This window comes from Microcoleus sp. D2_18a_D3, from assembly GCF_036702455.1.
Classification (GTDB): Bacteria; Cyanobacteriota; Cyanobacteriia; order Cyanobacteriales; family Microcoleaceae; genus Microcoleus.
This window is the reverse complement of sequence record NZ_JAUBTK010000034.1, coordinates 26,310-52,526: the sequence shown is the minus strand read 5'-3', so window position 1 is coordinate 52,526 and position 26,217 is coordinate 26,310. Positions and strand designations below refer to the sequence as shown.

Genomic DNA, 26,217 nt, shown 5'->3' with positions numbered 1-26,217 from the left:
GAGATACTACACCCCCGCTCAATTTCCTGAAAGCTTTCCACCAACACCCGCCCCGCCGTCGCCCAAACACTCCAGCGTTGGGGAAAACGATCGAGCATCTCTTCTACTATTGATGCAAGGGTTACTTCACGGTTCGATCGCCCTAAATCCCCCAGGGCTGTTTCATTATCCGTAGGGGCCGTGCCCCCGTGCCGGCCCTCTTGGTCTGACCTCCCGATCGAATCGTCTGGGTCGGGGGTAGGCACGGGGGCACTACCCCTACCAAATTCACGTTTTTGGTGAGAATCGTCTGGGTGGGGGGTAGGCACGGGGGCACTACCCCTACAAAATTCACGTTTTTGGTGAGAATGAAACTGCGCTGTGGGCTGGGGGGGATCGAGAGGGGTTGGGGAAGAAGTCATCCCCGCAGCCGGCAAAATCTCACACAACGCCCGATAAATTTCACAATCCTGGGGATACAGACGATAAGCCTTCAGTATCGCCTCAGCCGCCCTCTGATATTCCCCGGTATGGAACAAGAAACGCCCGTAGGAATACCAACCCCTCGGATGATTCGGGTGTTCCTCAGTAAACCGTTCCAACACCCCAACCCCGTTAGCCGACTCCCCCCGGAACAGGTGATAATATGCCAGCAACTCGCGGGCATCCGCCGCATCAGGAGCCAGTTGCAGCACAGAACCAATCATCTGTTTAGTCTGCTTCCCCTCCTCACCGGATACCAATCTCATCCGGCAACGAGTATCCGCCAGTCGTTTGAGCGCTCGGAAATCACCCGGAGCCACCTCTAGCGCTTTGCTCAACCGCCGCTGCGCTTGGCGCACGTTCCCCACCGCCTGACTCGCGTCATAGCTGTCAATCAGCGCTACAACATCATCCGGGTTCAGTGACAAAACCCGATCGAACGATCACAAAGCTGCAACCGCATCCCCTCTCCCCATTTGCACCTGCCCCAACGCCAGCCAGTGAGCCGCATTATCTGGTTCTAGGGTTGCCGCCGACTCAAAAGCCAGTATCGCTGCCTGAGTGTCATTTCTACAGAGTGCGATCGATCCGCTGATATGCTGCCGAGTCGCCTCATTGCCTGCATTGGCCAAGGCACTTTCATAAACCGCTACTGCCTCAGCCTTTTGTCCCATAAGCTGCAAGAGTTTCCCCAATTGCAACCGCACGCCAATCAATGGTTGCTGCCGATCGATCACTTGGCGATACTCCTCAACCGCCTGCTCAATACGACCCATTGCATACAGCAGATTCGCCAATTCCAACCGTTTCTTCCATCCCGAAGGATACTGCTGCACGTACTCACTTAATGTTTTCAGCTTCTGGTCAATTCGGGCTGGCTTGGAGTCTAGAACCAGGTAAGCATTCAACTCCACCCCAGAGGACTGAGTGAGGGATACCACCCGGAGTGTAGTGTTTCTAGACATATTGCTGCTACCTGATAATTAATTGTCTCGCCAATGTTCTCTGTCATCGGGGCGATCGAGTCGGATGCGATCGTTTCATCGGATTGTAGGGGCAATCGGCCTGCGATCGGCCCACCCACGCGCGGCGAAGCTATCCCGTAGGGAATCGGCCCACAATCTTGACGGGGTAGGCACGGGGGCACTACCCCTACAGCAAAATCATTTGCGATCGAGGCAACGTCCCCCTTTTTAGACGACTCGGAGGAATCTAACAAACCATCATCCAACCCTGACAAATACCTTCTCAAACGCTTTTGCAGAATTTCTCGTGCCTGTTGAATGCGCTTGTAAACGTTATTGAGCGAGAGAGCAAGTTTTTGGGCAATATCTTGATAGGCAATCTGGTGGCAGTAACGCAGGATAAACGGATTGCGTAATCGAGAAGGAAGAGTATCAATAGCGCGGCGAATGTACTGTCCCAACTCATGATGTAGAAGTGCCTCTTCAGGAGAGTTCAAACCAGAAATAAATGCTGAGCTTCCTGTAGCAGCTACTTCTTCAATATCCTCGATCTGCATTGCCTTCCGGCGACGTTCTCGTTGTATATCTATACATAGATTATGGGTTAAGCGGGTGAGCCAAGCTCGGAGGTTGGTGATTTTTTCGGCATAGTCTGGCAATTTATCCCAAGCTTTGAGCATGGCGCGACTGAGCACTTCTTCGGCATCAGTAGGATTCCCCCCCATCCACCTGAGACAGCAACGGTAAAGATCATCTCGGTTCTGTTCCCATAGCTGCCAAAATGCTTTCTCTATATCTTCAGGACAACACCGAATGGGGTGCATCTCAGTTTGGCAAATACATCAAATTGAAAGTTGACCGTTGAGATAAGCACAGCGAAGAGCAAGGATAGACGAAACGTTCTCAATATTCCATTGTGCTCCCGATATTTTTACCCTTAATCCTATGCGTTTAATTATTGATTCAATTGTTCCCGAACCAATCGAACTTATGGATTCTTCTTTGTAGTATTGGTAATTTACTATTCGGCAGCGATGGGTCTCTAAATAATTACAAAACGTTTTAAATGCTTGACCTTTAAAGTCTTTAAATATTTTTATAACTTCATCTATTTTGCCTTGCCATAACATAGTTTCTGCTGATTTTAATCGTTTTATTGAACCCCCTACCTTGTAGAGATTTTCTTGTTAGATGATACCAATCTAAGATTTCTTGTCTTTGTTCATTATCTCCAATTTCTTTAAATATGTTCCAAATTCCGGCATGACCATCTCAACCGTCAATACAGAGGGTGTAGTAATTTTTGGCTATTAGTCCAATCAATTAAGTCTTGATTATTTTGAAAAAAGGCTCCCGAATAAACATTATCTAAACACACGGCTTTATAGTCTTTCCAGTAACAGCTCTCGCCCTTGGTTTCGTTGCGGAGTCTAACTTTACCGCCATCTAATGTAATTTCTTTGACTCCTTGTTTAGATGTAGGCAATTCAAATTCTTGTCTTTTGACTAATCTTTGTAATGTACTGTGAGAAATTTTGATTCCCGTAAATTTTTCCAAATCTTTTTCTGCCATTTGATAAGATTCATTCGCACTGATTAATAGACAGCAATTTTCCATGAGGGGGCTAAATTGACTGTAAGCTTTTAAGTCAAAATATTTTGCCTGATTATCTGTAATGTCGAGCGATCCAATTATTGATTTTATTTTTCGGGGCTTTCCTGTTTTAATTCCTGATACTGATGAAAAAAAAAGCTACCTAGTTCTGGGCCGACTTCTTCTAACATTTTCTGACGCAGTGATTTTTCTATACTTTCAAAACTTTTTAACTCGGTTGGATCTGTATTTCTGTAAAAAATTTCTGCTACCGCTTTTAAGTGGGCTTTTAGCTGTTGTTGGTCTGATGGTGTCATTTTATTTGCCTCATCTTTATTTAACGATTTTACTAGCTTTTTGATTTTATCTCTTTTTTGACACATTTGCCAAAGTGAGATGCACCCACCGAATGTCTGTTGCAATAACCGATTGAGAATTTGACATGATTTTAAAGGTGGTGAAAAATAAATTTGAAGGAACATTCCTCTGTTGCTTTTTTCGTTGCACCCCAATCCCGCAAACATCTAGTTCAGTGTGGTATCAGTATTTATGCGGATAAAGATTGGATTCAGTTGCTCTTTTTTTGAGGCTGCATCCTTTCCATGTTTGTATCAGGACTCCCCTCCGCCGCCCCTGTCAGTCGGGAAAGTCGGATCGGAAAGTCGGAAAAGTCGGACGGCCTGGTTTTGCTATCTCTCTTTAGATAGAGCCGATCGACAGCAGGAGTGGTACTCTTCTATTTTTTTTGGTAGATGCTATTAATAGTATGTTTGGCATAACGGCATAAAGCAAGTCGGAAAAGTCGGATCATAAAGTCGGAAAAGTCGGATCATTTGGAGCGTTATGTAAATAGGAATGACGCATGGGGCCGGTGAAACCGGGTTTGATGGAGGAAAATACACAGGTTGCAGCCCGCACACTCGGTAAAAAACCCGGTTTCGAGGAGTCTGAGTGCCTCCAAGACTGGTGAAGAAAGAGGTGGGCAAAAATGTCAGCGAACAAACTCAAAAAGCTGACCGGGGGACAAGCAACTTAAAAGCTTTGCAATTTAAGGGTTTAAGCCATCGCCCTCAAAAAGAATTAGGCGGCCGCGATCCCCTTTTTCGGGTTTCGACAAGGTGGAATCGGGATCGGGGGCGATCGTCCCGGAGCGTAATTGTCAATAAGTCTGTCATAATAGCTATTAGAAATTTCTCCACCGACTTAGTACGGTGCATAACTCAAAGCTAGGGTGCAAAACTGAAAAACCTTACCCGATGAGATTGATTTGTATATGACTTTTGAAGAAGCCCTAGAATTTATCGAATCTGCCTTAGAGTCCAAAACCAGTAAACCGTTAAATTTTCTTGAGCAGGAAATCTTAAAAGCTGCTTGGAAAAACGCAACTTATAGTGCTGTTGCTGACAGCTTGTACCTCAGTGTAGGACATATCAAAGATTTATCTTCCATCCTGTGGCACCGCATTTCAGAGGTAATGGGGGAAAAAGTTACTAAGAATAACTTCCGCTCTCTGCTAGAGAAGCAAAGCACTACCACTGCGCTCAGCGAGGCCGAAGTCGAAGGCGAACCTATGACGATGGCTTCGGTAGGAGAAAGTGACATCAATGAATTAGAAACTTACAAAGGCAACATTTTAATTGTTGATGATCTCCCAGAGAATCTGCGTTTTCTCACAAGAATTCTCACTAAGGAGGGGTATAAAGTTCGCTGCGTCACCAATGGTGCGATGGCCTTGAGGACTGTTCGCCATTATCCCCCCGATGTTGTATTGCTGGATATTAAAATGCCAGACATGAACGGCTATCAAGTCTGCGAAGCCCTCAAATCCGATGAAAACACCTCAGAAATTCCGATTATTTTCTTAAGCGCACTTGACCAAGTTTTTGATAAAGTTAAAGCTTTTAAGGTAGGGGGGTCTGACTACATCTCTAAACCTTTTCAGTTGGAAGAAGTGGTAGTTCGCCTCGAAACTCAGCTCACTATCCAGCACCAAAAACGCCAGCTTAAAGAAGCAATTGAGCGACACCAGCAAACCGCAGAAATTGCCTACCAATCTCGCAGCCTGCTGGCAAATTTGCTAAACTCATCTCTGGATGGCATAGCTGCGGTGGAGGCGGTGAGGGGAGATATCGCTGGAGAAATTGAAGATTTTCGCTGCTTGGTAGTTAACCCTGTCTTTGCCAGACTCTTAGGGAAAAAACGAACAGATTTCGCTCGCGAACCAGTGCTGAAAAAACTGCTCAATCAATTGAGTCCAGGAGTGTTTGATTTATTAGTAGAAGTTGTTGAGACTGGAGAATCGCTTGAAGGAGAGGTTCATCTAGAAAGTGATTACCTTGGCAAATGCTATTATTTCACTGCTGTTAAATTGGGAGACGGTTGCTCAATTACCATCCGCGATATTACAGACTTAAAACACTCGGCATTAAAGTCAATGATCGAACAGAACCAACGGCGTGTTATCAAATAGGATAAACGGCGCTTACGCAATCTGACCCAGAAACCGGGTTTATGAAGTGCAGTTCCAGCAGCAAAACGAGGTTGTTAGTAGCTTCCGGGAGGCGAGAACCGGGGAGAAGGGCGATCGTCCGAACTCCCGGCATTAACTGCAAATCTTTGCCCGTAGAATTGAGGTTGTCCATGACAGGATTGCCGACAAACTGAGCTTTCTTTAAACCCTGTCGGTTTAAGTCAGCAGCAGTCAAAGCATCTCTAGTAAAAACCGCCAGACATTTCTCTGAGCAAAGCAACTGCCACAAGATTAAACCCAAATCGACTCGCCCCTCGTAATAACTAGAATGGGCCGATAGAAAAATTATATAGGGGCGGTTGCTGGCATGGGCGATCGCAGCCGCGACAATATCCCCAGTGGCCACCACCAAATCGCAGTGGCGCGAATGCGTCCAAACAGCCTGCAATTGCTGCTTTCGTCAAAGCAATCAGCCCGGCCCCAATATCTTTGAGGAAAAACAGGGGATTCATGTAAAAAACGCCCCCAGACGGCATTTGACTGGTGGGCCCATTGGCACGGTCGATCGGCGGTAAGCAGCCCCGTCACCGACAACCGGCATGGCCGAAACATCAACATCCGCGCCAGATGCTCTCAAAGCTTGAGAATTTGACAGTTAATCGAGTCTTCCCCGTGGCCGTTGCTGAGGAAAAGAATCCCCTTCGATTTCATAAAATCCAATCAATATCAGGCTTTTTAAACTCATTTGCGCGATCGCTACCTGCCGACAGGCTACGATTTTGTTACTCTAATTTAAATACATTGTGGAAGTGAAACAGCGTGAATATTGAAATTGGGCGGGGCAAAAGTGCTCGCCGAGCTTACGGCATAGATGAAATCGCGCTCGTACCAGGACAGCGCACCCTCGATCCGAGTTTGGCAGATACCAAGTGGCAGATTGGCGGGATCGATCGAGAAATCCCGATTATCGCCAGCGCAATGGACGGAGTAGTCGATGTCCGCATGGCCATTTTGCTGTCGGAATTGGGAGCAATGGGGGTGCTCAACCTAGAAGGAATTCAAACCCGCTATGCCGATCCCCAGCCAATATTAGAGCGCATCGCGAGTGTCGGGAACCACGAATTTGTTTCCCTGATGCAGGAACTCTATGCCGAACCCATCAAGCCAGAATTAATCGAGCTCAGAATTAAAGAAATTAAAGCAGGAGGAGGGATTGCCGCCGTCAGCGGTACACCGGCGGCGGCGAGCAAATACGGCCGGGCGGTTGCTGAATCGGGAGCCGATATATTTTTTGTGCAAGCAACAGTAGTCTCGACAGCTTTCCTTTCCCCTGAGTCGATCGCGCCTCTAGACTTAACTCAATTCTGTCAAGAGATGCCGATACCAGTAATTTTGGGCAACTGCGTCACCTACGAAGTCGCCCTGAATTTAATGAAAACTGGCGCTGCGGGCATTCTCGTGGGCATTGGGCCGGGGGCTGCTTGCACATCTAGGGGCGTATTGGGTGTCGGCGTTCCCCAAGCCACAGCGGTAGCAGACTGCGCCGCCGCGCGGGACGACTACTATCGCGAAACAGGCAAATACGTGTCGGTGATTGCTGACGGCGGTTTAATTACCGGCGGCGATATCTGCAAGTGCATTGCCTGCGGTGCCGATGGAGTGATGATTGGTTCGCCCTTTGCCAGGGCCGCCGAAGCTCCCGGCCGCGGCTTTCACTGGGGAATGGCGACTCCCAGCCCAGTTTTGCCGCGCGGCACTCGCATTCGCGTGGGGACTACGGGTACTGTGGAGCAAATTTTGCGCGGGCCGGCCCTCCTAGATGACGGTACGCACAACTTGCTCGGAGCTCTGAAAACTAGCATGGGCACCTTGGGCGCTAAGGATCTTAAGGAGATGCAGCAAGTGGAAGTGGTCATTGCTCCTTCTCTGCTGACTGAGGGTAAAGTCTATCAAAAAGCTCAGCAGTTGGGCATGGGTAAGTAGATTTACTGATCGAATCCCAGCATACCTTGACAAAATTTGTTCAAGAGTTGGACTTGCACAGCCCAAAAGTTCACCAAAGTTTGTCATACTTAACTTGACTAATTAACATTCTGGGCGGCATGATTAAATCAATGCCGAAAAAAAGGCTTAATTATCTGGGAAAGTAAACCGATCGTGCCAGTCAAAACTGACCAGCCTGTCACAAGGTCGAACGGGAGCCCGCGTTTCGTTAAATTGGTTGAAAATAGTGGATGACTCATGGCTAAAAGCTTCAACCAGAATTAATTCAATTAGGGCGTTGCTCCACCCGAATTAACGCCTGTGGACAAGTTGCGAGCCGGCTTTCTTGGGTGAAGCAGGAAACAGACCCTTCAGGAGTCATTCTGATTGAATGGTGAGGCTTAAATAAGTTTAGCCAAGTTTTGTGTAGCAGTCTCGAAATTTACAGAATATTGTGGAATTATCGAGAAGGAGATGTCACAATAGAAGAAGCGGAGACGCATGTTTCCGTTCACTCCTCACACCACACTCCGCCCGGACTACTGTTCGGGCGGTTCCTTTTTTGCCGGAAATCTTGGCTCTTGCTTACTAGATACAGAATTGAGGGTTTTAGCTCCGGAGAGGCGGAGAGTGTCCGAGTGGGAGAGTCTGGGATGGGGAAAATTTTTCTTCTACATATAGCGGTTCTCAAGCGTGGTGAGGTATGCCCACGGAGGCCTATGCCCACGGAGGCCTATGCCCACGGAGGCCTATGCCCATGAGTACCTCATATGAGAGCTCGAAAGGCTATAAGTGCATTCTGCCTTCGGAAACATAAGTGCCTTCGGAAACATAAGTGCCTTGTTCCTTCAGAAACCTTGTGCCTTCTTCCTTCTACCGTCTTCCTTCTTCCTTCAGAAGCCTTCTGTTAAAATCGTTGACGCAAGTGGTTACACTTTTTGCTAAACTTGTTATCCGAGAAATAGTATTTACAAGGATGGCTAGGGATGTCAGCAGCCGCGCAAGTAACCGACTCTACCTTTAAGCAGGAAGTGCTCGATAGCGAAGTTCCAGTTCTAGTGGATTTTTGGGCTCCCTGGTGCGGGCCCTGTCGGATGGTGGCGCCCGTCGTAGACGAAATTGCCCAGCAATATGAAGGGCAGGTCAAGGTAGTAAAAGTTAATACCGACGAGAATCCTAACGTGGCCAGCCAATACGGTATCCGCAGCATTCCGACGCTGATGATATTTAAGGGCGGTCAACGTGTGGATATGGTGGTTGGGGCAGTTCCGAAAACTACTCTGGCCAACACTCTGGAAAAGTACATTTAACTCAACTGCGAGCGGTTTCGCGCTGTTCTTTTTGGGCAGCGAAAGCTCACTCGCTTCAGAACCGGGGCAAAGCTACTGGAAAAGTTATTAGTGGCCAGCAGGGCAATTTGCTGGTCGCTATTAGCTTCTAAATTTAGCTTGCCCCTTAATTTTTAGTAGCGACAATTTGTTATCGTTTCGGAAAAATTCATGATTCGTTCTGGGTCTGGTCAAGGTTTTGAGTCCCTCCAAGCTGAAGTGATGGATTTGCTCGATCGCTTGCCAATGTTGAAGCACTCTGAGTGGATCGAACGATCGCTCTCTACTATAGTGCAAATGGCCAGAGAGGATCTCGATCGCCTAGACTTGAAGATTATTGCGGCGTCGCTCCGAGATATGGAGAGCGCTTTTGAGATGTTTTATCCTTACCGCCACGTTCGCAAAATTGTGATTTTTGGTTCGGCGAGGGTGTCACCGCAATCTGCGGAATATTTGATGGCCAGAGACTTTGCGCGGGCGATGGCCGAGCAGGGGTTTATGGTGATTACTGGCGGCGGCGGGGGAATTATGCAGGCGGGGAACGAGGGGGCGACTGCTGAACGTTCTTTTGGGCTGAACATTCAGTTACCTTTCGAGCAGAGTTCTAATCCTTTTATTGCCGGCGATCGCAAATTGCTCAATTTTAAATATTTTTTCACTCGCAAGTTATTTTTTCTCCGGGAGAGCGATGCTTTAGCTCTGTTTCCGGGCGGTTTCGGCACTCTGGACGAGGCTTTTGAGTGTCTGACTTTGATTCAAACTGGCAAGTTCGGGCCGGCTCCTGTGGTATTGATCGATCGACCGGGAGGAGATTATTGGCACGATTGGAATTATTTTGTGCAAAAACAATTGCGCGGCCGGGGTTTGATTTCAGTCAACGATCGCAGCCTGTATACGATTACTGACGATGTAAATGTCGCTTGCGAGGCGATCGGTAGTTTTTATCTGGTTTATCACTCCTGCCGCTACGTGCGCGAAAAATTGGTAATTCGCTTGAAAACAGAGCTTTCTGAGGAGAATGTCGATCGGTTAAATACTGATTTTAGCGATATTGTTGTTACCGGAAAAATTGAAAAAAGTCAAGCTTTGGAACCGGAAATAGGAGATGCAAGTTTCGATATGCCGCGCCTAGTTTTGCATTTCAACCAGCGGGATTTGGGGCGGCTTTATCAGCTAATTGCTGCTATTAATCAAATGGGTGCAGCTTCGCCGGCGGCGGCGCATCCAGAACAAAAGTAGTTATTAGTTATCAGTCATTAGTCATTTTAAATATGGGTGAGATTAGATAGAAGTTGGACAACTTGTATTTTGACAAAAGCGCTCTGCTGAGATAAGTTTTTGTAAAAAGTAAAGAAAAAAGCGTCCAAGAGCCAAAGAAAATATTGTCAATACCTTGATGGCGTTGTTTGGGAAAAAAACAGCAAAATGCTAGACCTGCTGCTAATTGCAATTTTGGGATTTCTCGGCAGTTTCGGTCACTGCGCTGGGATGTGCGGCCCGCTGACAATGGCGTTTTCTCTTTCTAATTCCCGCAACGATAAATTAGCTGCTTTCCGCTTTCATTTGCTGCTAAATTTGGGGAGAATTACTGCTTACGCTTTGGTTGGTGCTGCAATTGGCGGGCTGGGTTCGGTGTTAATTGCTGGCGGACTTTTGGCAGGTACGGGTAGCGAATTGCGGCGGGCGATCGCACTTCTGACGGGCATGATGCTGATTTGGTTCGGAGTAGTGCAAATTCAACCGAACTTGCTGCCGGGATTGCCGCTGCTGCACCCAATGTCGCACGATCGAGTCGGACAAGCAATGAGCAAGCTTTCGGCACAAAAAAAATGGTGGGTGCCGGTTGCTTTGGGTTTGCTTTGGGGTTTGATTCCCTGCGGTTTCCTCTACGCGGCGCAGATTAAGGCGGCGGAAACCGGAAACCCGGTTTTGGGTGCGGCGACGATGCTGGCTTTTGGACTCGGCACGCTGCCAACTATGCTGGGAGTGGGTTTTTTGGCTGGCAGATTGAGCGCGGACAAGCGCAGTCAACTGTTTCGTGCGGGTGGTTGGGTGACGGTGGCGATCGGGATTCTTACCTTGCTGCGAACCGATGAAATGGTTGATTTTACCGGCCACGCAGCGCTGCTGTGCTTGATGCTAGCACTGTTGGCGCGTCCGGTTAGCAAGTTTTTGCCGCAACTGTTGCGCTATCGCCGCGCCTTGGGTGTGGGCGCGTTTGTCCTAGCACTCGCCCACACGTTTCATATGCTGGATCATACGCTGAAGTGGAATTTTGACGCGCTATCTTTTATGTTGCCGCAGCACCAGTTGGGAATGGTGGCTGGGATGATGGCGCTGCTGTTGATGTTGCCGGCGGCGGTTACAAGTTGCGATCGCATTCAAAGTTATTTAGGCCAACTGTGGCGAATGCTTCACCTGTTAAGCGTTCCAGCTTTCTTGCTGTGCGCTGTACACGCTGCACTCATCGGTTCCCACTATCTCGGCGGTTTTGAATGGAAGTTGCACAATCAACTGCTGACAGCGGTGTTAGCGCTGGTTGTGGTATTAGTTATGTTTGTGCGATCGCGCTTATTTTGGTCAGTTTTATCACTAGAAAATTTCTATGTTTCCCCTGTCAAACAAAAGTAAAAGTTTAGGATTGTTAGTATTTTTGGGATTGCTAGTTGAAGCAGAAATTCCCAGTGCGTCGCAGTTAAACTCAATTTCAGTTTTAGCGCACGAAGTCGAAGTATCCGGGGATGTCGCAGCTACCTTTCACCTCGAACCCAACCACAATCCCCGCGCCGGACAGCCTGCGAGAGTTTGGTTTGCGCTGACTCGCAGGGGCGGTCAAATTATCCCCTTAGAGCAGTGCAATTGCAAATTAGCGGTTTATCCAAAAGAGCGCCAAGAAGGGGATAAGCCACTGATGCAGCCGCCTTTAAAAGCCATATCTGCCGAGAAATATCAAGGGATTCCGGGAGCTGATATCGTGTTTCCCAAGGCTGGAATTTACGAAATTGAATTGAGCGGAACCGCCAAAAATAAAGCTAATTTTAAACCCTTTAAACTGACTTATAGAGTCACAGTTCGCTAAGAGAATCTTTCCATCACCGAACATAAATCTTGTAGGGTCGGGTTCACCGATAAGAATTGCCTAAAACCCACAATCTCATAAACCCGCCCCCACCCAACGGCAAATCATAATCTAGCTATTTTAACATACAAGAAAATACAATCGAAATCTGTATAAAACCTTAAAAATTCCCAACTCTACAAAATGTCACAAATTTTTACACTACATTATAACCAGTGTCCATTATGGAATTTGTGCAAGCTAACCTCTTTTGAACTGAGCAAAGGATATAACGATGGATATCTTATCTAACACCGTGGCGCTATCGCGGATGCAATTTGCGCTAACCGCCATATTTCATATGCTGTGGCCAGTTCTGACAACTGGAATGGGGATTTATCTGGTAATTGTTGAAGGAATGTGGCTGAAAACTCGCAATCCCGACTACTACCATCACGCTCGTTTTTGGTCTAAACTCTACGTCCTTAACTTCGGTATTGGAGTAGCTTCAGGAATTCCGATGGAATTTCAGTTTGGCACTAATTGGGCACCATTTTCTGAAGCTGTTGGTGACTTTTTTGGCAGCATTTTGGGCTTTGAAGCTTCAATGGCATTTATGCTAGAAGCCGGCTTTTTAGGAATTATGCTGTTTGGTTGGGAGCGCGTTCACCCGATCGTCCATTATTTCGCTACAATCATGGTAGCCTTCGGCGCTAACCTATCCACAGTCTGGATTTTAGTCGCTAACTCTTGGCTGCAAACTCCTGCGGGCGGAGAAATGGTCAATGACAAGTTTATTGTCAGCGATTACTTTCAAGCAATTATGAACCCGTTCGCATTAAACAGCATTCTTCATATGTTTTTTGCGACGTTAGAAACTTCGCTGTTTGTCATTGGCGGAATTAGCGCGTGGTACATTCTCAATAAGCGCAATCAAGCCTTTTTTTCCAAGTCTTTAAAAATTGCCATAGCGACAGCAATCGCCGTTGCACCTTTGCAGATATACATCGGACATTTGAGTGCCGAACAAGTTTATCACTATCAACCCACTAAATTAGCAGCAATCGAAGCTAAGTGGGAAACTTCACCAGCGGGAGAGTCAGCCGATTGGACTTTGCTAGCTTTGCCTAATGAAAAAGCCCAAAAAAATGATTGGGAAATTAGCATTCCCAATGGCTTAGGATACGTTCTGGAATTCAAACAAAAACTCTCCGAACCCGTACTCGGATTGAAGGAATGGAAGCCAGAAGATAGACCCCGGATGGTGGGTTTAATCTACTATTGTTTCCGCATCATGTCCGGGATTGGATTCTTCTTTTTAGGACTGATGCTGTTCAGTATAATTCAGTGGCTGCGAGGCAAACTTTCTGCTGAAAATATTAGCAGTCAACCTTGGCTGATGCGCGCTTGGGTATTAGCTGCTCCGCTGGGATATATTGCTGTAGAATCGGGTTGGATTGTCCGCTGTGTCGGCAGACAACCGTGGGCTTTATACGGGCAAATTCGCACTGCTGACGCGGTGTCAAACATCCCCGCCAGCAATGTTTTAACTTCTCTGAGTCTCTTTGCCGTTGTTTACAGCTTTTTGTTTGTTTGTGCCTTGTATTTTGGCAGCCGAATTATCCGCACAGGCCCTAATTTAAGTCTGCCTGTGCCAGGTTTAGACAATGAACCTGCAATCGAAACTCAACCTGCAGAACACATTCCCGATCAACGTCCCGTAGAAGCACAACAATAGGAGATTTTATGCAAGCTTTGGAGCATTTTCTCCCACAAGTTTGGTTTGTAGTTTTGGCTTTGTTTCTCCTGCTATATGTCATGCTAGACGGTTTTGACTTAGGAGTAGGCATCCTGTCTCTGACTGCTGACGACGAGGAACGCAGGGGCATTTTAATGACGAGTTTGGGCAACGTTTGGGATGCTAACGAAACTTGGCTGGTGTTGATGGGAGGCGCTTTATTTGGCGCATTTCCCCTCGCTTACGGCACGATTTTAACAGCGCTGTACATACCGATTTGCATGATGCTTTTTGGTTTGATATTTCGCGCTGTAGCCTTTGAATTTCGCGAGCATTCTAATCGCAAATTATTCTGGAATTATGCCTTTGGTGCTGGCAGTTTTTTAGCAGCTTTAGCTCAAGGATTTGCCTTGGGGGCCGTGCTCGAAGGCATTGCGGTTGATGAAGCCGGTCACTTTGTAGGTTCTACTTGGGATTGGCTGGATTGGCGATCGCTCTTGGTTGCTTTGACGCTGATTCAAGGCTATGTTTTGATCGGTTCAACCTATCTAATTATGAAAACGGAGGGCGAACTGCAAACAAATCACTACCGCACGGCTAAAATTGCGGCGGTGACAACTTTAATCGGAGCGATTTTAATTACAATTGCCACTCCGATTTTTTACGAAAGTGCTAGATCCAGGTTGTTTGAGAAACCGCTAGTTTATGTCTTTGCCGCGATTCCTTTGTTGGGAGTGCTGTTGGTGGGACTGCTGCTGAAAAGTCTCGAAAACAAAGAAGAACGCACGCCGTTTGTCTGGACGATTCTGATTTTTTTGCTTACTTTCATCGGCTTGGGATTGATTGTTTTTCCCTACATTATTCCCTCGCAAATCACGATTTACCAAGCCGCAGCTTCCCCCAGCGCCCTGGTATTTATGATTGTGTTTATGGGCATTCTGATCCCGATTATGATTTTTTACAACATCTACAATTATGTTGTGTTTCGGGGTAAGGTTGTCGGTGGCCACTACGGGGAGTAAAGCATAATAAAACCGCCGATGCAGGCAAATATACGCAGATAGTATCAAGTTTATATACTGGTTTATCTGCGTATATTTGCGGTTAAAAATTACAAAATATTGTTTTATGATACCATCAAAACTTACGCAACCATACTAGACATAACATAGCGCCAATAGTGCAGAATAGGGAAAGGAACTGGTCGAGAATTAGCGATCGCACGTCATGCGATTTGAAATTTGAGATGTGAGATTTGAGATTGCTCGCACGGATGAGTCCGGGGCTTGCGATCGGGAGGCGCAGCTTTTTCCACAGGTACACGGCTGAATCTGGGGGCTTGTGACCAAATTGCTTGATTGTCAAATAATAGTTGATAAACATAGGGAAAAAATTACAGTTAATTCTGTGCCTAGCGAGGGTGCAGAGTTGGCGATCGCTATCTTTGTCAAATAATAAAATACAATGGAATAGAAGGTTTTAATTTAACTGTTTTATAATAAAGGGTCAACCAGTTATGGATGCGATCGCCCATTTGTCAGGTTATGAGATTACAGAGCAACTTTATGCAGGTACACGTACCCTAGTCTATCGAGGCATCCGTACCCGTGACCAATATCCAGTCGTCCTCAAACTGCTGCGAAACGAATACCCCACCTTCAACGAACTCGTCCAGTTTCGCAACCAATATACCATTGCCAAAAATCTAGACTTCCCTCACATCGTCAAACCCCTGACGCTGGAAGTATACCAGAATAGCTATGCCCTAGTAATGGAGGACTTTGGCGGAGTCTCCCTACCTACTTATCTCAAAACAGCAACAAATCAAACCCAATCATCTCAAGCTTTACCTTTAGCAGAATTTCTCCAACTCGCCATACAACTAACAGACATTATCCAGTATCTCTACCAAAAGCGAGTCATTCACAAAGATATTAAACCCGCTAATATTCTCATTAATCCCGACACCAAACAAATTCAACTAATTGACTTTAGTATTGCATCCCTCCTACCACGAGAAACCCAAGAAATCCAGAATCCGAATATTTTAGAAGGAACATTAGCCTATCTCTCCCCCGAACAAACAGGACGGATGAATCGAGGTATTGACTATCGTAGTGACTTTTATTCTCTGGGTGTGACCTTTTATGAATTGTTAACAGGACAGTTGCCATTTATCTCTGATGATCCGATGAAATTGGTGCATTGTCACCTCGCCAAACAGTCGAAACCTATCCATCTAATAAATCCAGAAGTTCCCATAATTTTATCAAAAATTGTCAGTAAGCTGATGGCGAAAAATGCCGAAAAACGCTATCAAAGTGCATTAGGACTAAAGCACGATTTAGAAAATTGTTTATTTCAGTTACAAAAAACAGCCAAGATAGAAGATTTTGAACTCGGAAAGCGAGATATTAGCGATCGCTTTACTATCCCCGAAAAGCTCTACGGTAGAGAAAAAGAAGTCGATCGACTATTAGCTGCCTTTGAGCGAGTTAGCACAGGCAGCACCGAAATGATGCTAGTAGCAGGTTTTTCGGGAATTGGGAAAACCGCCGTTGTCAATGAAGTTCATAAACCCATTGTCCGTCAGCGCGGCTATTTTATCAAAGGCAAATACGATCAATTTCAACGGAACATTCCATTCAGTGCCTTTGTGCAAGCCTTCCGAGACTTAATGGGTCAATTGCTATCAGAATCGGATACCCAACTGCAAACATGGAAAACCCAGATTTTAGCAGCAGTGGGAGACAACGGACAAGTCTTGATTGATGTGATTCCTGAGTTAGAACGCATAATTGGCGCTCAACCTCCTGCAACAGAATTGTCAGGAAGTGCAGCCCAAAATCGATTTAATCTGCTCATGCAGAAATTTATGCAAGTTTTCACGAGCAAAGAACATCCTTTAGTGATGTTTTTGGATGACTTGCAATGGGCGGATTCAGCCTCCCTGAATTTGCTACAATTATTGATGAAGGAGACAGGATATTTATTAGTATTGGGGGCATATCGAGATAATGAAGTTTCGCCAGTGCATCCATTTATCTTAACAGTGGATGAGATAGTTAAAACTGGGGCAACAGTGAATACGATTACTTTGCAACCGTTAAGCGAACCCGATATGAATTTGTTGGTGGCGGATACGCTGAATTGCGAATCATCCCTTGCCCAACCTTTGACAAAATTAGTCTATCAAAAAACTCAGGGCAACCCTTTCTTTGCCACTCAGTTTCTCAAGGCATTACATGACGATAAGCTAATTACTTTTAATTGGGATATTCGCCATTGGCAGTGTGATATGGCCCAAGTCAAAACCTTAGCTATCACTGATGATGTCGTGGAATTCATGGCATTGCAATTGCAGAAGTTGCCCAGAGAAACTCAGGATTATCTCAAATTAGCTGCTTGTATTGGCTCGCAGTTTGATTTGAATACGTTAGTAATTGTCAGTGAGAAATCTGCTGGAATGACGGCTGCGGCTTTATGGAAAGCATTGCAGGAAGGTTTGGTGATTCCCACAACCAAAATCTATAAGTTCTTTACCCAATCGGATAGTAATGAAGTTTTCAAGGCTTCAGCTAATCCAACTTATCGATTTTTACACGATCGCGTCCAGCAAGCTGCATATTCACTCATTCCCGATTCACAGAAAAAAGCAACGCATCTTAAAATCGGACAATTACTCCAGCAAAATTTATCAGAAATAGAGCAAGAGGAAAAACTCTTTGAGATTGTCAGGCATTTGAACCAAGGAGAAGAGTTAATTACCCAACATAGCGAACGAGAAGCATTAGCTCAAATAAACTTAAAAGCGGCACAGAAATCCAGAAGTTCTACAGCTTATGCTGCGACAATAATCTATGTACAAACCGGGATTGAGTTACTGACAGCTAACTGCTGGCAAAGTCAGTATGAATTGACTCTAAACCTCTATGTTGGTGCTACCGAAGCTGCTTATTTGAATGCTGACTTTGACAGCATGGAACAAATGGCAGAATTGGTGTTGAAAAAAGCTCAGTCGATTTTAGACAAAGTTAAAATTTATCAAATTTCAATCACTGCACAGACAGCTCAGGGCAAAATATTAGAAGCGATCGCAGTGGGCAGAAACGCGCTAGGACAATTAGGAGTTGAACTCCCCACTGAACCTGACGAAGCCTCGATCGGCAATGCACTACAAGCCCTGGCCAGCCAACTCCAAAACAAACGGATTGAAGAACTAGCTAATTTGCCAGTAATGACCGATGCCAAGGCTAAGGCAGCAATGGAAGTGATGGCAATGTTGTTTTCACCTATTTTTATTGGAGTACCAGGTTTGCTGCCCCTACTTAGCTCGGCTATGGTGAGTTTATCGCTCTCCTTTGGGAATACATCCGCATCGACGGTAGGGTATGTAATTCATGGCATGGTGCTGTGTGCCTTTTTTGGAGATGCAAAAAGGGGCTACGGTTTTGGCAAATTGGCGATCTCATTGTTTGACCAGTTTAATGTACAGGAATTCAAATCCGTAATTGCCAATCTATTTGGAAGCTTTGTTCAGCATCACCAGGAAGCCGTGAGGGCAACGATACCGATGTTGAAAGCTGGATACACGGCTGGCATGGAAACTGGCGATTTTCTTAGCGCTGGCTTCAGTATATTGGATTATTTCTACGCCAACTTTTTCAGTGGGGTAGAACTAGACACTTGGGAACCGGAAATAGCAGGTTATAGCGCTGCTTTGGCTCAGGCAAAACAATATACTCCTCTGGCTTATTTGGATATGAAGCGGCAGACGGTACTGAATTTGACTGAAGCCGTTAGTCAACCGGATTGCTTAATGGGAACTGCCTACGATGAAACAGTGATGCTTCCCAAGCACCATCAGGATAATGAACTCAGTGCGATCGCTCTTGTCTACATTTACAAACTACTGCTTGCCTACTCCTGGGGCAATTATCCGGCTGCCTTAAACTACATTTGCCAAGCCAATCCGTATTTGATGGCATTATCGGGATTGGTTCATGTTCCCATTTTCCATTTCTATGCAGCCCTGACGCACCTGGCACTTTTACCCACACACCCAGAAACCGAGCAAGCTTCCATTCTTGCCTCTGTGGAAACCCATCAAACGACTCTGCACCAATGGGCGCAAAATGCTCCTATGAATCATCTGCATAAGTGGTATTTGGTTGAAGCAGAACGGCAGCGGGTTTTGGGCAATAAAGCAGATGCACTTGAAATGTACGATCGCGCCATCCAACTAGCTCAAGAAAATCAATTCATCAACGAAGAAGCCCTCGCCAACGAACTAGCAGCGAAATTCTACTTGGAATGGGGCAAAGAAAAAGTAGCTCAAGCCTACATGATTGAAGCATATTATTGTTATGCCCGATGGGGAGCTAAAGCCAAAATTGAGGATTTGGAAAAACGTTATCCTCGCCTACTCGGTATTATCCTTCAGCAACCTCAATCCTCTACTTCCTTTAAGGAAACGATCGCCCGGGGAACGATTACTTATACCCACTCTTCTAGCAGCCACTCGGAATTTCTAGATTTGCCTACTCTGATCGACGCCTCTCAAGCCATTTCTGGGGAAATTGAACTAGATAAACTCCTGACTACTCTTTTAAAAATAGCGATCGCGAATGCTGGCGCCACTAAGTGTGTCTTATTGCTCAAACAAAAACAGTATTTACAGGTAGCGGCGCTTGTAGCAGAGGGACAGGAACCTGAGCTATTACCATCAATACCTCTAGAATCCAGTAAGGATGTAGCAATTAGTTTGGTTAACACTGTCAAGCGTAGTTTGAAACCTTTGGTAATAGCTGATGCTAGGGTAAGTTCCCAGGTTGCGAGCGATCGCTATATTGAACAGCACCAGCCGATCAGTGTTCTGTGTATTCCAATTCTTAATCAAGGGCAGTTGATAGGAGTTTTATACCTGGAAAATAACCTGACGGTTGGCGCATTTACGAGCGATCGCATAGAAGTGCTAAATTTGCTGGCTTCTCAAGCTGCTATTTCCTTAGAAAATGCCCGTTTGTATCAACAATCTCAACAAGCATTTACCGCTCTCAAACAAGCACAAATAAAAATAGTTCAAAGCGAAAAAATGTCAGCGTTGGGAAACTTAGTGGCAGGGGTTGCCCACGAAATTAATAATCCCGTTGGTTTTCTGGGTGGTAATATTCAACCCGCCTTAGATTATATCAAAGATTTGTTTGGATTGCTCGATTTGTATGAACAAAAATATCCCCAACTCGATCCAGAGATTCAAGAGGAAATCGAGAACATCGATCTTGACTACATCCGGGAAGACTTACCGAAATTAGTAGGTTCGATGCGGGAAGGCGTGAAGCGGATTCGGGATATTAGTACCAGTCTACGGACATTCTCCCGTGCGGATACTAACTATCCCGTAGCTTGCAATATCCACGATGGCATCGATAGCACCATTATGATCCTGAAACATCGCCTCAAGGCTAACGATACTCGTCCAGAAATCAAAGTGATTAGGGAATATGGGAATTTGCCACCCGTGGAGTGTTATGCCGGACAGTTGAATCAAGTATTTATGAATTTGTTAGGTAATGCGATCGATGCTTTGGAGGAATCAAACCAAGGAAGACCTTATGCAGAAATAGTCAATGAAATTACCATTAAAACAGACATTTCTCTCGACAAAAAACAAGCGGTGATTTGCATTAAAGATAACGGTGTAGGCATGAGTGAAACCGTGCAAGAGAACATTTTTGATGAGTTATTTACTACCAAGGAAGTAGGGAAAGGGACGGGGTTGGGATTGGCGATCGCACGGCAGATTGTGGTTGAGAAACACGGCGGTACAATAGAGGTAAATTCAGTATTGAGAGAAGGGACGGAGTTTACAATTTTATTGCCGATGAAAGGATAAGACTATCTTGATAGATGACAATCTTTCTCTTCAAAGGTGAAAAAGAATAAAAGCGGTAGAGTCGATCGGCTGGGGATGTCGCAGTTCTATTTTCCTCAGACTCGACCAATAAAAGTATATACTTAGTTACAAGAGTCAATGTCTAAGATGGAGTAATCCATAGGAGTACCGCAGTGGATTTGACAAACCGAATTTCTGGATATCATCTGCTTGAGGAACTATACTGCGGTTCGAGAACCCTAGTTTATCGAGCCATCCGAGAAAAAGACCAGCTTCCGGTTGTCATCAAACTATTAAATCGAGACTATCCCAGCTTCAGCGAACTGCTGCAATTCCGCAACCAGTATACCATCGCCAAAAACCTACGTCTGCCTGGAGTAGTTGAACCCTACAATTTGGAGTCCTATCGCCACAGCTATGCCCTAGTAATGGAGGATTTTGGCGGTATTTCCCTACGAGACTACGCCCAAGAGGCCTCGCTGACTCTAGCAGAAATATTAGAAATAGCCATTCAAATAACTGACATCCTTCACGGATTGTACCAAAACCGAGTCATCCACAAAGATATTAAGCCAGCTAACGTCCTGATTCATCCCGAAACTAAACAAGTCAAACTGATTGACTTTAGCATCGCCTCCCTACTTCCGAGAGAAACTCAAGAAATTCAAAATCCCAACGTCTTAGAGGGAACCCTCGCCTATATTTCTCCCGAACAAACCGGACGAATGAACCGAGGTATTGACTACCGCACCGACTTTTATTCTCTGGGAGCAACCTTTTACGAATTGCTGACAGGAAAACTGCCATTTGAATGTGACGACCCGATGGAGTTGGTTCACTGCCATATTGCCAAACAACCTCCTTCAATAAACAGCAAAGAAATCCCGCAGGTGGTTTCGGATATTGCCATGAAGCTGATGGCAAAAAATGCCGAAAAGCGCTATCAAAGTGCCTTGGGATTGAAGCATGACTTAGAACGGTGTTTGCAGCAGTGCCAAGAAACTGGAAAAATTGAAACTTTTGAGTTAGGAACGCGGGATGTATGCGATCGCTTCCTAATTCCAGAAAAGCTTTATGGTCGAGAAACTGAAGTATCAACTCTCCTGCAAGCATTTGATCGAGTGAGTGTGGGTGCAACAGAAATGATGCTGGTAGCAGGTTTTTCGGGAATTGGTAAAACTGCGGTTGTCAACGAAGTTCATAAACCGATTGTACGTCAGCGTGGTTATTTCATTAAAGGCAAATATGACCAATTTCAACGTAACATTCCCTTTTCAGCCTTTGTACAAGCCTTCCGGGATTTAATGGGGCAATTATTAACTCTAAGCGATGCTCAAATCCAACAGTGGAAAAATAAGCTTTTAGAAGCTGTTGGGGAAAACGGACAAGTAATTATTGAAATCATCCCCGAATTAGAAATAATTATTGGTCCACAGCCACTCCCCATAAAATTATCAGGAACGGCAGCCCAAAATCGCTTTAATTTATTATTTCAAAAATTTACTAAAATTTTTACCAGCTTAGAACGTCCATTAGTGATGTTTTTAGATGATTTGCAATGGGCCGATTCAGCATCCCTAAATTTAATGCAGGTTTTAATGGGTGATACAGGTCATCTTTTATTAATTGGTGCGTATCGTGATAATGAAGTCCACCCCGCACATCCATTAATGTTGACTTTTAGTGAGATTCAAAAAACACGAACCACGATTAATACGATTAGTTTAGCACCCCTAAATCCAGTTACAGTGAATCAATTAGTTGCTGATACCCTTAAATGTACAGAAAGTGTGGCAGGGAATTTTTCGGGATTGATCTATCAAAAAACTCAAGGAAATCCGTTTTTTGCCACTCAGCTTCTCAAGGCCTTACATCAAGATAAACTGATTCAGTTTAACTTTACTGAGAGTTGTTGGCAATGTGATATTGCACAAGTAAATCAGCTTGTGGTTACAGATGATGTAGTTGAATTTATGGCGTTGCAATTAGGAAAACTGCCTCCCTCAACTCAACAGGTGTTACAGCTAGCTGCTTGTATAGGGAATCAGTTTGATTTGGCGACGTTGGCGATCGTTTCAGAACAATCCCCAATCGAAGCGGCTGCAAGTTTATGGACAGCCATGCAGGAAGGTTTGATCTTACCCCAAAGTGAAGTTTATAAGTTTTATGTTGGAGAAGAACCTCAACCAGTTGACCAAGAAAATTCTGAGATTGTTGCATATAGATTTTTACATGACCGAGTGCAACAAGCGGCGTACTCCCTAATCCCCGCCCATGAAAAACAAACCGTTCACCTGAAGATTGGACATTTACTCCTGAGTAACACACCTGAAAGCAACCGGGAAGAACACATTTTTGAAATCGTCAGTCAACTCAATGTTGCTGCTGAATCAATCGCCCAATCCGCAGAACGTCAAACATTGGCGCAATTTAACCTGATGGCAAGTCGCAAGGCAAAAGCGGCGAGCGCCTATACTTCCGCCTGCAAATATGCCCAGGTGGGTATTGGGTTACTCACTCAAAACAGTTGGCAGCATCAGTATGAGTTGACCCTAGCACTCCATCAAGTCGCCACAGAAGCCGCCTATATGAGTGGTGATTTAGAGCAGATGGCAGCCAATGCCCGCCTTGTCCTAAATCATGCCAAAACCCCATTAGATCAAATCAGCGCCTATGAAGTGAAGATTGAGGCATTGACTACTCAGGGTCAATTTACTCAAGCGATCGCGGCGGCACTTGCGATCTTAAAGCAATTGGGAGTGGAACTGCCCGCAGTCCCTAGCGAGGAAGATGTGGCGGCTGCCTTTAGTACCGTCTCAGATGCGATTGGAGAGCGTTTACCTGGTGAGTTACTCAACCTCAGCCAAGCAAGGGATGTGAACATCCTGGCAGCGGCTCGAATTTTGACAACGGTAGCACCCTGCGCTTATCTGTCTTTGCCACGGTTGTATTTATTGGTGATTTTAAAAAAGGTTTATCTGTCCGTCGTGTATGGCAATGAGTCAACCTCGACCTTTAGTTATGTCTCTTATGGGATATTGATGTGTGGTGTGTTGGGAAACGTTGAATTAGGTTATGAATTCGGTCAGTTAGCCCTCGACCTGCTATCACGTTATCCAAATTCCGAATTAAAGGGGAAAACTTTATCAATGGTCTATGTGTACACCAGGCATTGGAAAATGCACCTGCGTGAGACATTACACCCCTTGCAGATGACCTATTGTAGTTGTTTAGATGTAGGCGATTTGGCTTTCGCGGGCTACTGTGCCTATAACTACGGTTTTTACTCCTATTTTGCAGGGCAGAATTTAACGCAACTGGAGCCGGAAGTTGCCGGATATTGTGAAGCGCTCAAGCACCTCAAGCAAAATCTAACTCTGACTTATTCCCAGTTGACTCGACAAATTCTGCTGAATTTAATGGGGGATGCAGATAACGTGGTGCTGTTGAGCGGTGCAGCGTACAATGAACAGCATCAACTTCCATTACATGAAACAACGGGCGATCGCACCGGATTAGCATTGCTTTGGGTTAACAAACTGGTTTTGTCCTATCTGTTTTCAGAGTTTGAACAAGCTGTAGAACAGGCTGGGCAGGCAAGACAGTATTTGGATGCTATTCTTGCTTTTTTCTATGTACCAATCTTTCATTTCTATGAGTCTTTAGCCCAATTAGCATGGTTGGGGCAACTCTCAGATCCAGAACAGCAGCAAATGAAAGAAGGCATCGCGGCCAACCAAGAAAAACTCAAATACTGGGCAATTTATGCGCCCATGAATTTTTTGCACAAGTTTCATTTAGTCGAGGCGGAACGAGAGCGAGTACAAGGTAATAAAGCTGAGGCAATAGATTTGTACGATCGCGCCATCCAACTAGCTAAAGAAAATCAATTCCTCCAAGAGGAAGGATTAGCCAACGAATTAGCTGCCAAGTTCTATCTAGATTGGGGCAAACAAAAAGTTGCCGCAAGCTATATGCAGGAAGCGTATTACTGTTATGCCCGTTGGGGAGCAAAAGCCAAAATAGAAGACCTAGAACAACGCTATCCTCAATTACTTGGGCCCATCCTAAATCAGCCAAAACTTCGTTTTAATCCTCTAGAAACGCTGGCAACGATTAGCAAGCCTTCACAGACTTCTAGCAATAGCAGTACCAGTATTTCCGATGCCCTGGATTTCGCATCTATTGTGCAAGCTGCTCAAGCTTTATCCAGTAAAATTCAGCTTGAGGAATTGCTCAGCACCCTCAATCAAATTATTTTAAAAACTTCGGGCGCAGAAACTTGTGCTTTGCTACTCCCCCATCAGGATGAATGGCAAATCCGGGCAATCACTCACATCAATCCAGATAACGAGTTACCCACAACCTTACTGCAAACCCAACCCATAGAAGGCTCGGCGGTGCTTCCGCTCAAGCTGATTTATTATGTCAAACATACCCTGGAAACTGTGGTTATTGAAGGTGGCAAAACTGATATTCCAGGTTTAATGAATGACTGTACGCTCCAGTATCACTCTCAGAGTATGCTATGTACTCCGATTCTCGATCGCGGGAACTTAGTTGGGATACTTTATCTCGAACATAGCTCGACAAAAGGAGTGTTTACTCGCGATCGTCTGCTCATCCTCCACTTCCTCTGCACTCAGGCTGCCATTTCCCTAGAAAATGCGCGATTGTATCAGCAAGCGCAGGACTATGCCCACCAGGTGGAACAATCACAACTGCAATTAGTGCAGAGCGAAAAAATGTCGGCGTTGGGGAATTTAGTGGCGGGGGTTGCCCATGAAATTAATAATCCAGTTGGATTTATTTCTGGCAATATTCATGAAGCGATCGCCGCCGTCAAAGATATTACAGAATACTTGCAACTCTATCAAGAAAAATTTCCCTCTCCGGGTGAGGAGATTGAAGAAAAAGCAGAAGAGATGGACATTGAATATCTCTTAGAAGATTTACCCAAAATGTTGAATTCGATGCAAGTCGGGTGCGATCGCATTCAAGGTATCAGCACCAGTCTTCGTACCTTCTCCCGCGCCGACAAAGATTACAAAGTTCCTTTCAATATTCATGACGGAATTAACAGTACGATTTTGATTCTCAAACACAGATTGAAAGCGAACGAACAGCGTCCAGCGATTGAAGTTGTCAAAGACTACGGGAACTTGCCCTCAGTGGATTGCTTCCCCGGACAATTAAATCAGGTGTTTATGAATATATTGGCCAATGCCATTGATGCACTGGAAGAATCAAATCTGGAACCGAGTTTAGAGAAGATTAAAGCCCCAGCCCATTGCATCACGATTCGCACAGAAAGACAGTCTAAGGAATGGGTAACGATTCGCATTTCTGACAACGGCCCAGGGATAGCAGATGAGATAAAAGGTCATATTTTTGACCACTTATTTACAACGAAAGGTGTGGGTAAAGGCACGGGATTGGGTTTGGCGATCGCACGGCAGATTGTAGTTGAGAAACACTCTGGTATGCTAGAAGTCAACTCAACTTTAGGTAGAGGTACAGAATTTATAATTTCACTGCCATGTTGAGCATTACCTTGGTAATTTATATCGTTTCCGGTTGCATCGGAATGATTTAACCGCAGAGGGCGCAGAGAACGCAGAGGGAGAGAATACAGAGATGAATAATTCCGATGCTACCGGATTTGATATTATAGCCAATTTGGGGATTTTTCTTGAAACTTAAAAGTTTTTTACACCCCACTTT

The 26,217-nt window shown here is 45.3% G+C and carries 16 protein-coding genes and 1 pseudogene; 11 read left to right on the top strand and 6 right to left on the bottom strand.

Annotated features, from left to right (window positions below):
* The 4 genes and pseudogenes from QUB06_RS17090 to QUB06_RS17075 all read right to left on the bottom strand — a co-directional run.
* On the bottom strand, positions 1–890 hold an 890-nt coding region (locus QUB06_RS17090), incomplete at its 3' end, for a tetratricopeptide repeat protein (protein ID WP_333436286.1).
* Between the two features lie 15 nt (positions 891–905).
* Positions 906–1,427, bottom strand: a complete 522-nt coding sequence (locus QUB06_RS17085; RefSeq protein ID WP_333436271.1) for a tetratricopeptide repeat protein — start codon at positions 1,425–1,427, stop codon at positions 906–908.
* Positions 1,367–2,251 (bottom strand): RNA polymerase sigma factor, encoded by an 885-nt coding sequence (locus tag QUB06_RS17080; RefSeq protein WP_333436270.1) that lies wholly within the window; start codon positions 2,249–2,251, stop codon positions 1,367–1,369. Before QUB06_RS17080 ends, QUB06_RS17085 begins: the two co-directional genes overlap by 61 nt.
* An 18-nt stretch (positions 2,252–2,269) precedes the next feature.
* Positions 2,270–3,338: pseudogene (locus tag QUB06_RS17075) on the bottom strand (ISKra4 family transposase).
* A 634-nt stretch (positions 3,339–3,972) separates the two neighbouring features.
* Between QUB06_RS17075 and QUB06_RS17070 the strand changes: the two are divergent.
* Complete coding sequence (locus tag QUB06_RS17070) at positions 3,973–4,251, top strand: hypothetical protein (RefSeq protein ID WP_333436269.1); 279 nt, start codon at positions 3,973–3,975, stop codon at positions 4,249–4,251.
* Positions 4,252–4,294: 43 nt separating this feature from the next.
* Positions 4,295–5,491 carry a response regulator gene (locus QUB06_RS17065; RefSeq protein ID WP_333436268.1) on the top strand — a complete coding sequence of 399 codons (1,197 nt, stop codon included), beginning with the start codon at positions 4,295–4,297 and terminating at the stop codon, positions 5,489–5,491.
* On the opposite strand, the gene QUB06_RS17060 is transcribed toward QUB06_RS17065, so the two are convergent.
* Positions 5,484–5,939 carry a hypothetical protein gene (locus QUB06_RS17060; RefSeq protein ID WP_333436267.1) on the bottom strand — a complete coding sequence of 152 codons (456 nt, stop codon included), beginning with the start codon at positions 5,937–5,939 and terminating at the stop codon, positions 5,484–5,486. The two genes, QUB06_RS17065 and QUB06_RS17060, sit on opposite strands and share 8 nt — an antisense overlap.
* 371 nt (positions 5,940–6,310) lie before the next feature.
* On the opposite strand from QUB06_RS17060, the gene QUB06_RS17055 reads away from it, so the two are divergent.
* The 7 genes from QUB06_RS17055 to cydB all read left to right on the top strand — a co-directional run bounded on the left by QUB06_RS17055 (position 6,311) and on the right by cydB (position 14,620).
* Positions 6,311–7,474 carry a GuaB3 family IMP dehydrogenase-related protein gene (locus tag QUB06_RS17055; protein ID WP_333288032.1) on the top strand — a complete coding sequence of 388 codons (1,164 nt, stop codon included), beginning with the start codon at positions 6,311–6,313 and terminating at the stop codon, positions 7,472–7,474.
* A gap of 986 nt (positions 7,475–8,460) precedes the next feature.
* Positions 8,461–8,784, top strand: a complete 324-nt coding sequence (trxA, locus tag QUB06_RS17050) for a thioredoxin (protein WP_006631199.1) — start codon at positions 8,461–8,463, stop codon at positions 8,782–8,784.
* 189 nt (positions 8,785–8,973) lie between these two features.
* Positions 8,974–10,041 (top strand): LOG family protein, encoded by a 1,068-nt coding sequence (locus QUB06_RS17045; protein ID WP_333436266.1) that lies wholly within the window; start codon positions 8,974–8,976, stop codon positions 10,039–10,041.
* Between the two features lie 186 nt (positions 10,042–10,227).
* Positions 10,228–11,433, top strand: coding sequence for an urease accessory protein UreH domain-containing protein (locus QUB06_RS17040; protein ID WP_333436265.1), 1,206 nt, complete (start codon positions 10,228–10,230; stop codon positions 11,431–11,433).
* The gene (locus QUB06_RS17035; protein WP_333436264.1) at positions 11,408–11,881 is read left to right on the top strand and encodes a hypothetical protein; all 474 of its coding nucleotides are present in this window, start codon (positions 11,408–11,410) and stop codon (positions 11,879–11,881) included. Before QUB06_RS17040 ends, QUB06_RS17035 begins: the two co-directional genes overlap by 26 nt.
* A gap of 274 nt (positions 11,882–12,155) precedes the next feature.
* The gene (locus QUB06_RS17030; RefSeq protein WP_333436263.1) at positions 12,156–13,598 is read left to right on the top strand and encodes a cytochrome ubiquinol oxidase subunit I; all 1,443 of its coding nucleotides are present in this window, start codon (positions 12,156–12,158) and stop codon (positions 13,596–13,598) included.
* Between the two features lie 8 nt (positions 13,599–13,606).
* Positions 13,607–14,620, top strand: a complete 1,014-nt coding sequence (gene cydB / locus QUB06_RS17025; RefSeq protein ID WP_333436262.1) for a cytochrome d ubiquinol oxidase subunit II — start codon at positions 13,607–13,609, stop codon at positions 14,618–14,620.
* A gap of 115 nt (positions 14,621–14,735) precedes the next feature.
* Here cydB and QUB06_RS17020 read toward each other — a convergent pair whose 3' ends face one another.
* Positions 14,736–14,981 (bottom strand): hypothetical protein, encoded by a 246-nt coding sequence (locus tag QUB06_RS17020; RefSeq protein ID WP_333436261.1) that lies wholly within the window; start codon positions 14,979–14,981, stop codon positions 14,736–14,738.
* 133 nt (positions 14,982–15,114) lie between these two features.
* Here QUB06_RS17020 and QUB06_RS17015 point away from each other — a divergent pair, with 133 nt between their 5' ends.
* Together QUB06_RS17015 and QUB06_RS17010 are read left to right on the top strand one after the other, a co-directional pair.
* Positions 15,115–20,493, top strand: coding sequence for an AAA family ATPase (locus QUB06_RS17015; RefSeq protein ID WP_333436260.1), 5,379 nt, complete (start codon positions 15,115–15,117; stop codon positions 20,491–20,493).
* A 173-nt stretch (positions 20,494–20,666) separates the two neighbouring features.
* A complete protein-coding gene (locus QUB06_RS17010) occupies positions 20,667–26,039 on the top strand; it encodes an AAA family ATPase (protein ID WP_333436259.1) in 5,373 nt (1,790 codons plus the stop codon).
* The last annotated feature ends 178 nt before the right edge of the window (positions 26,040–26,217 follow it).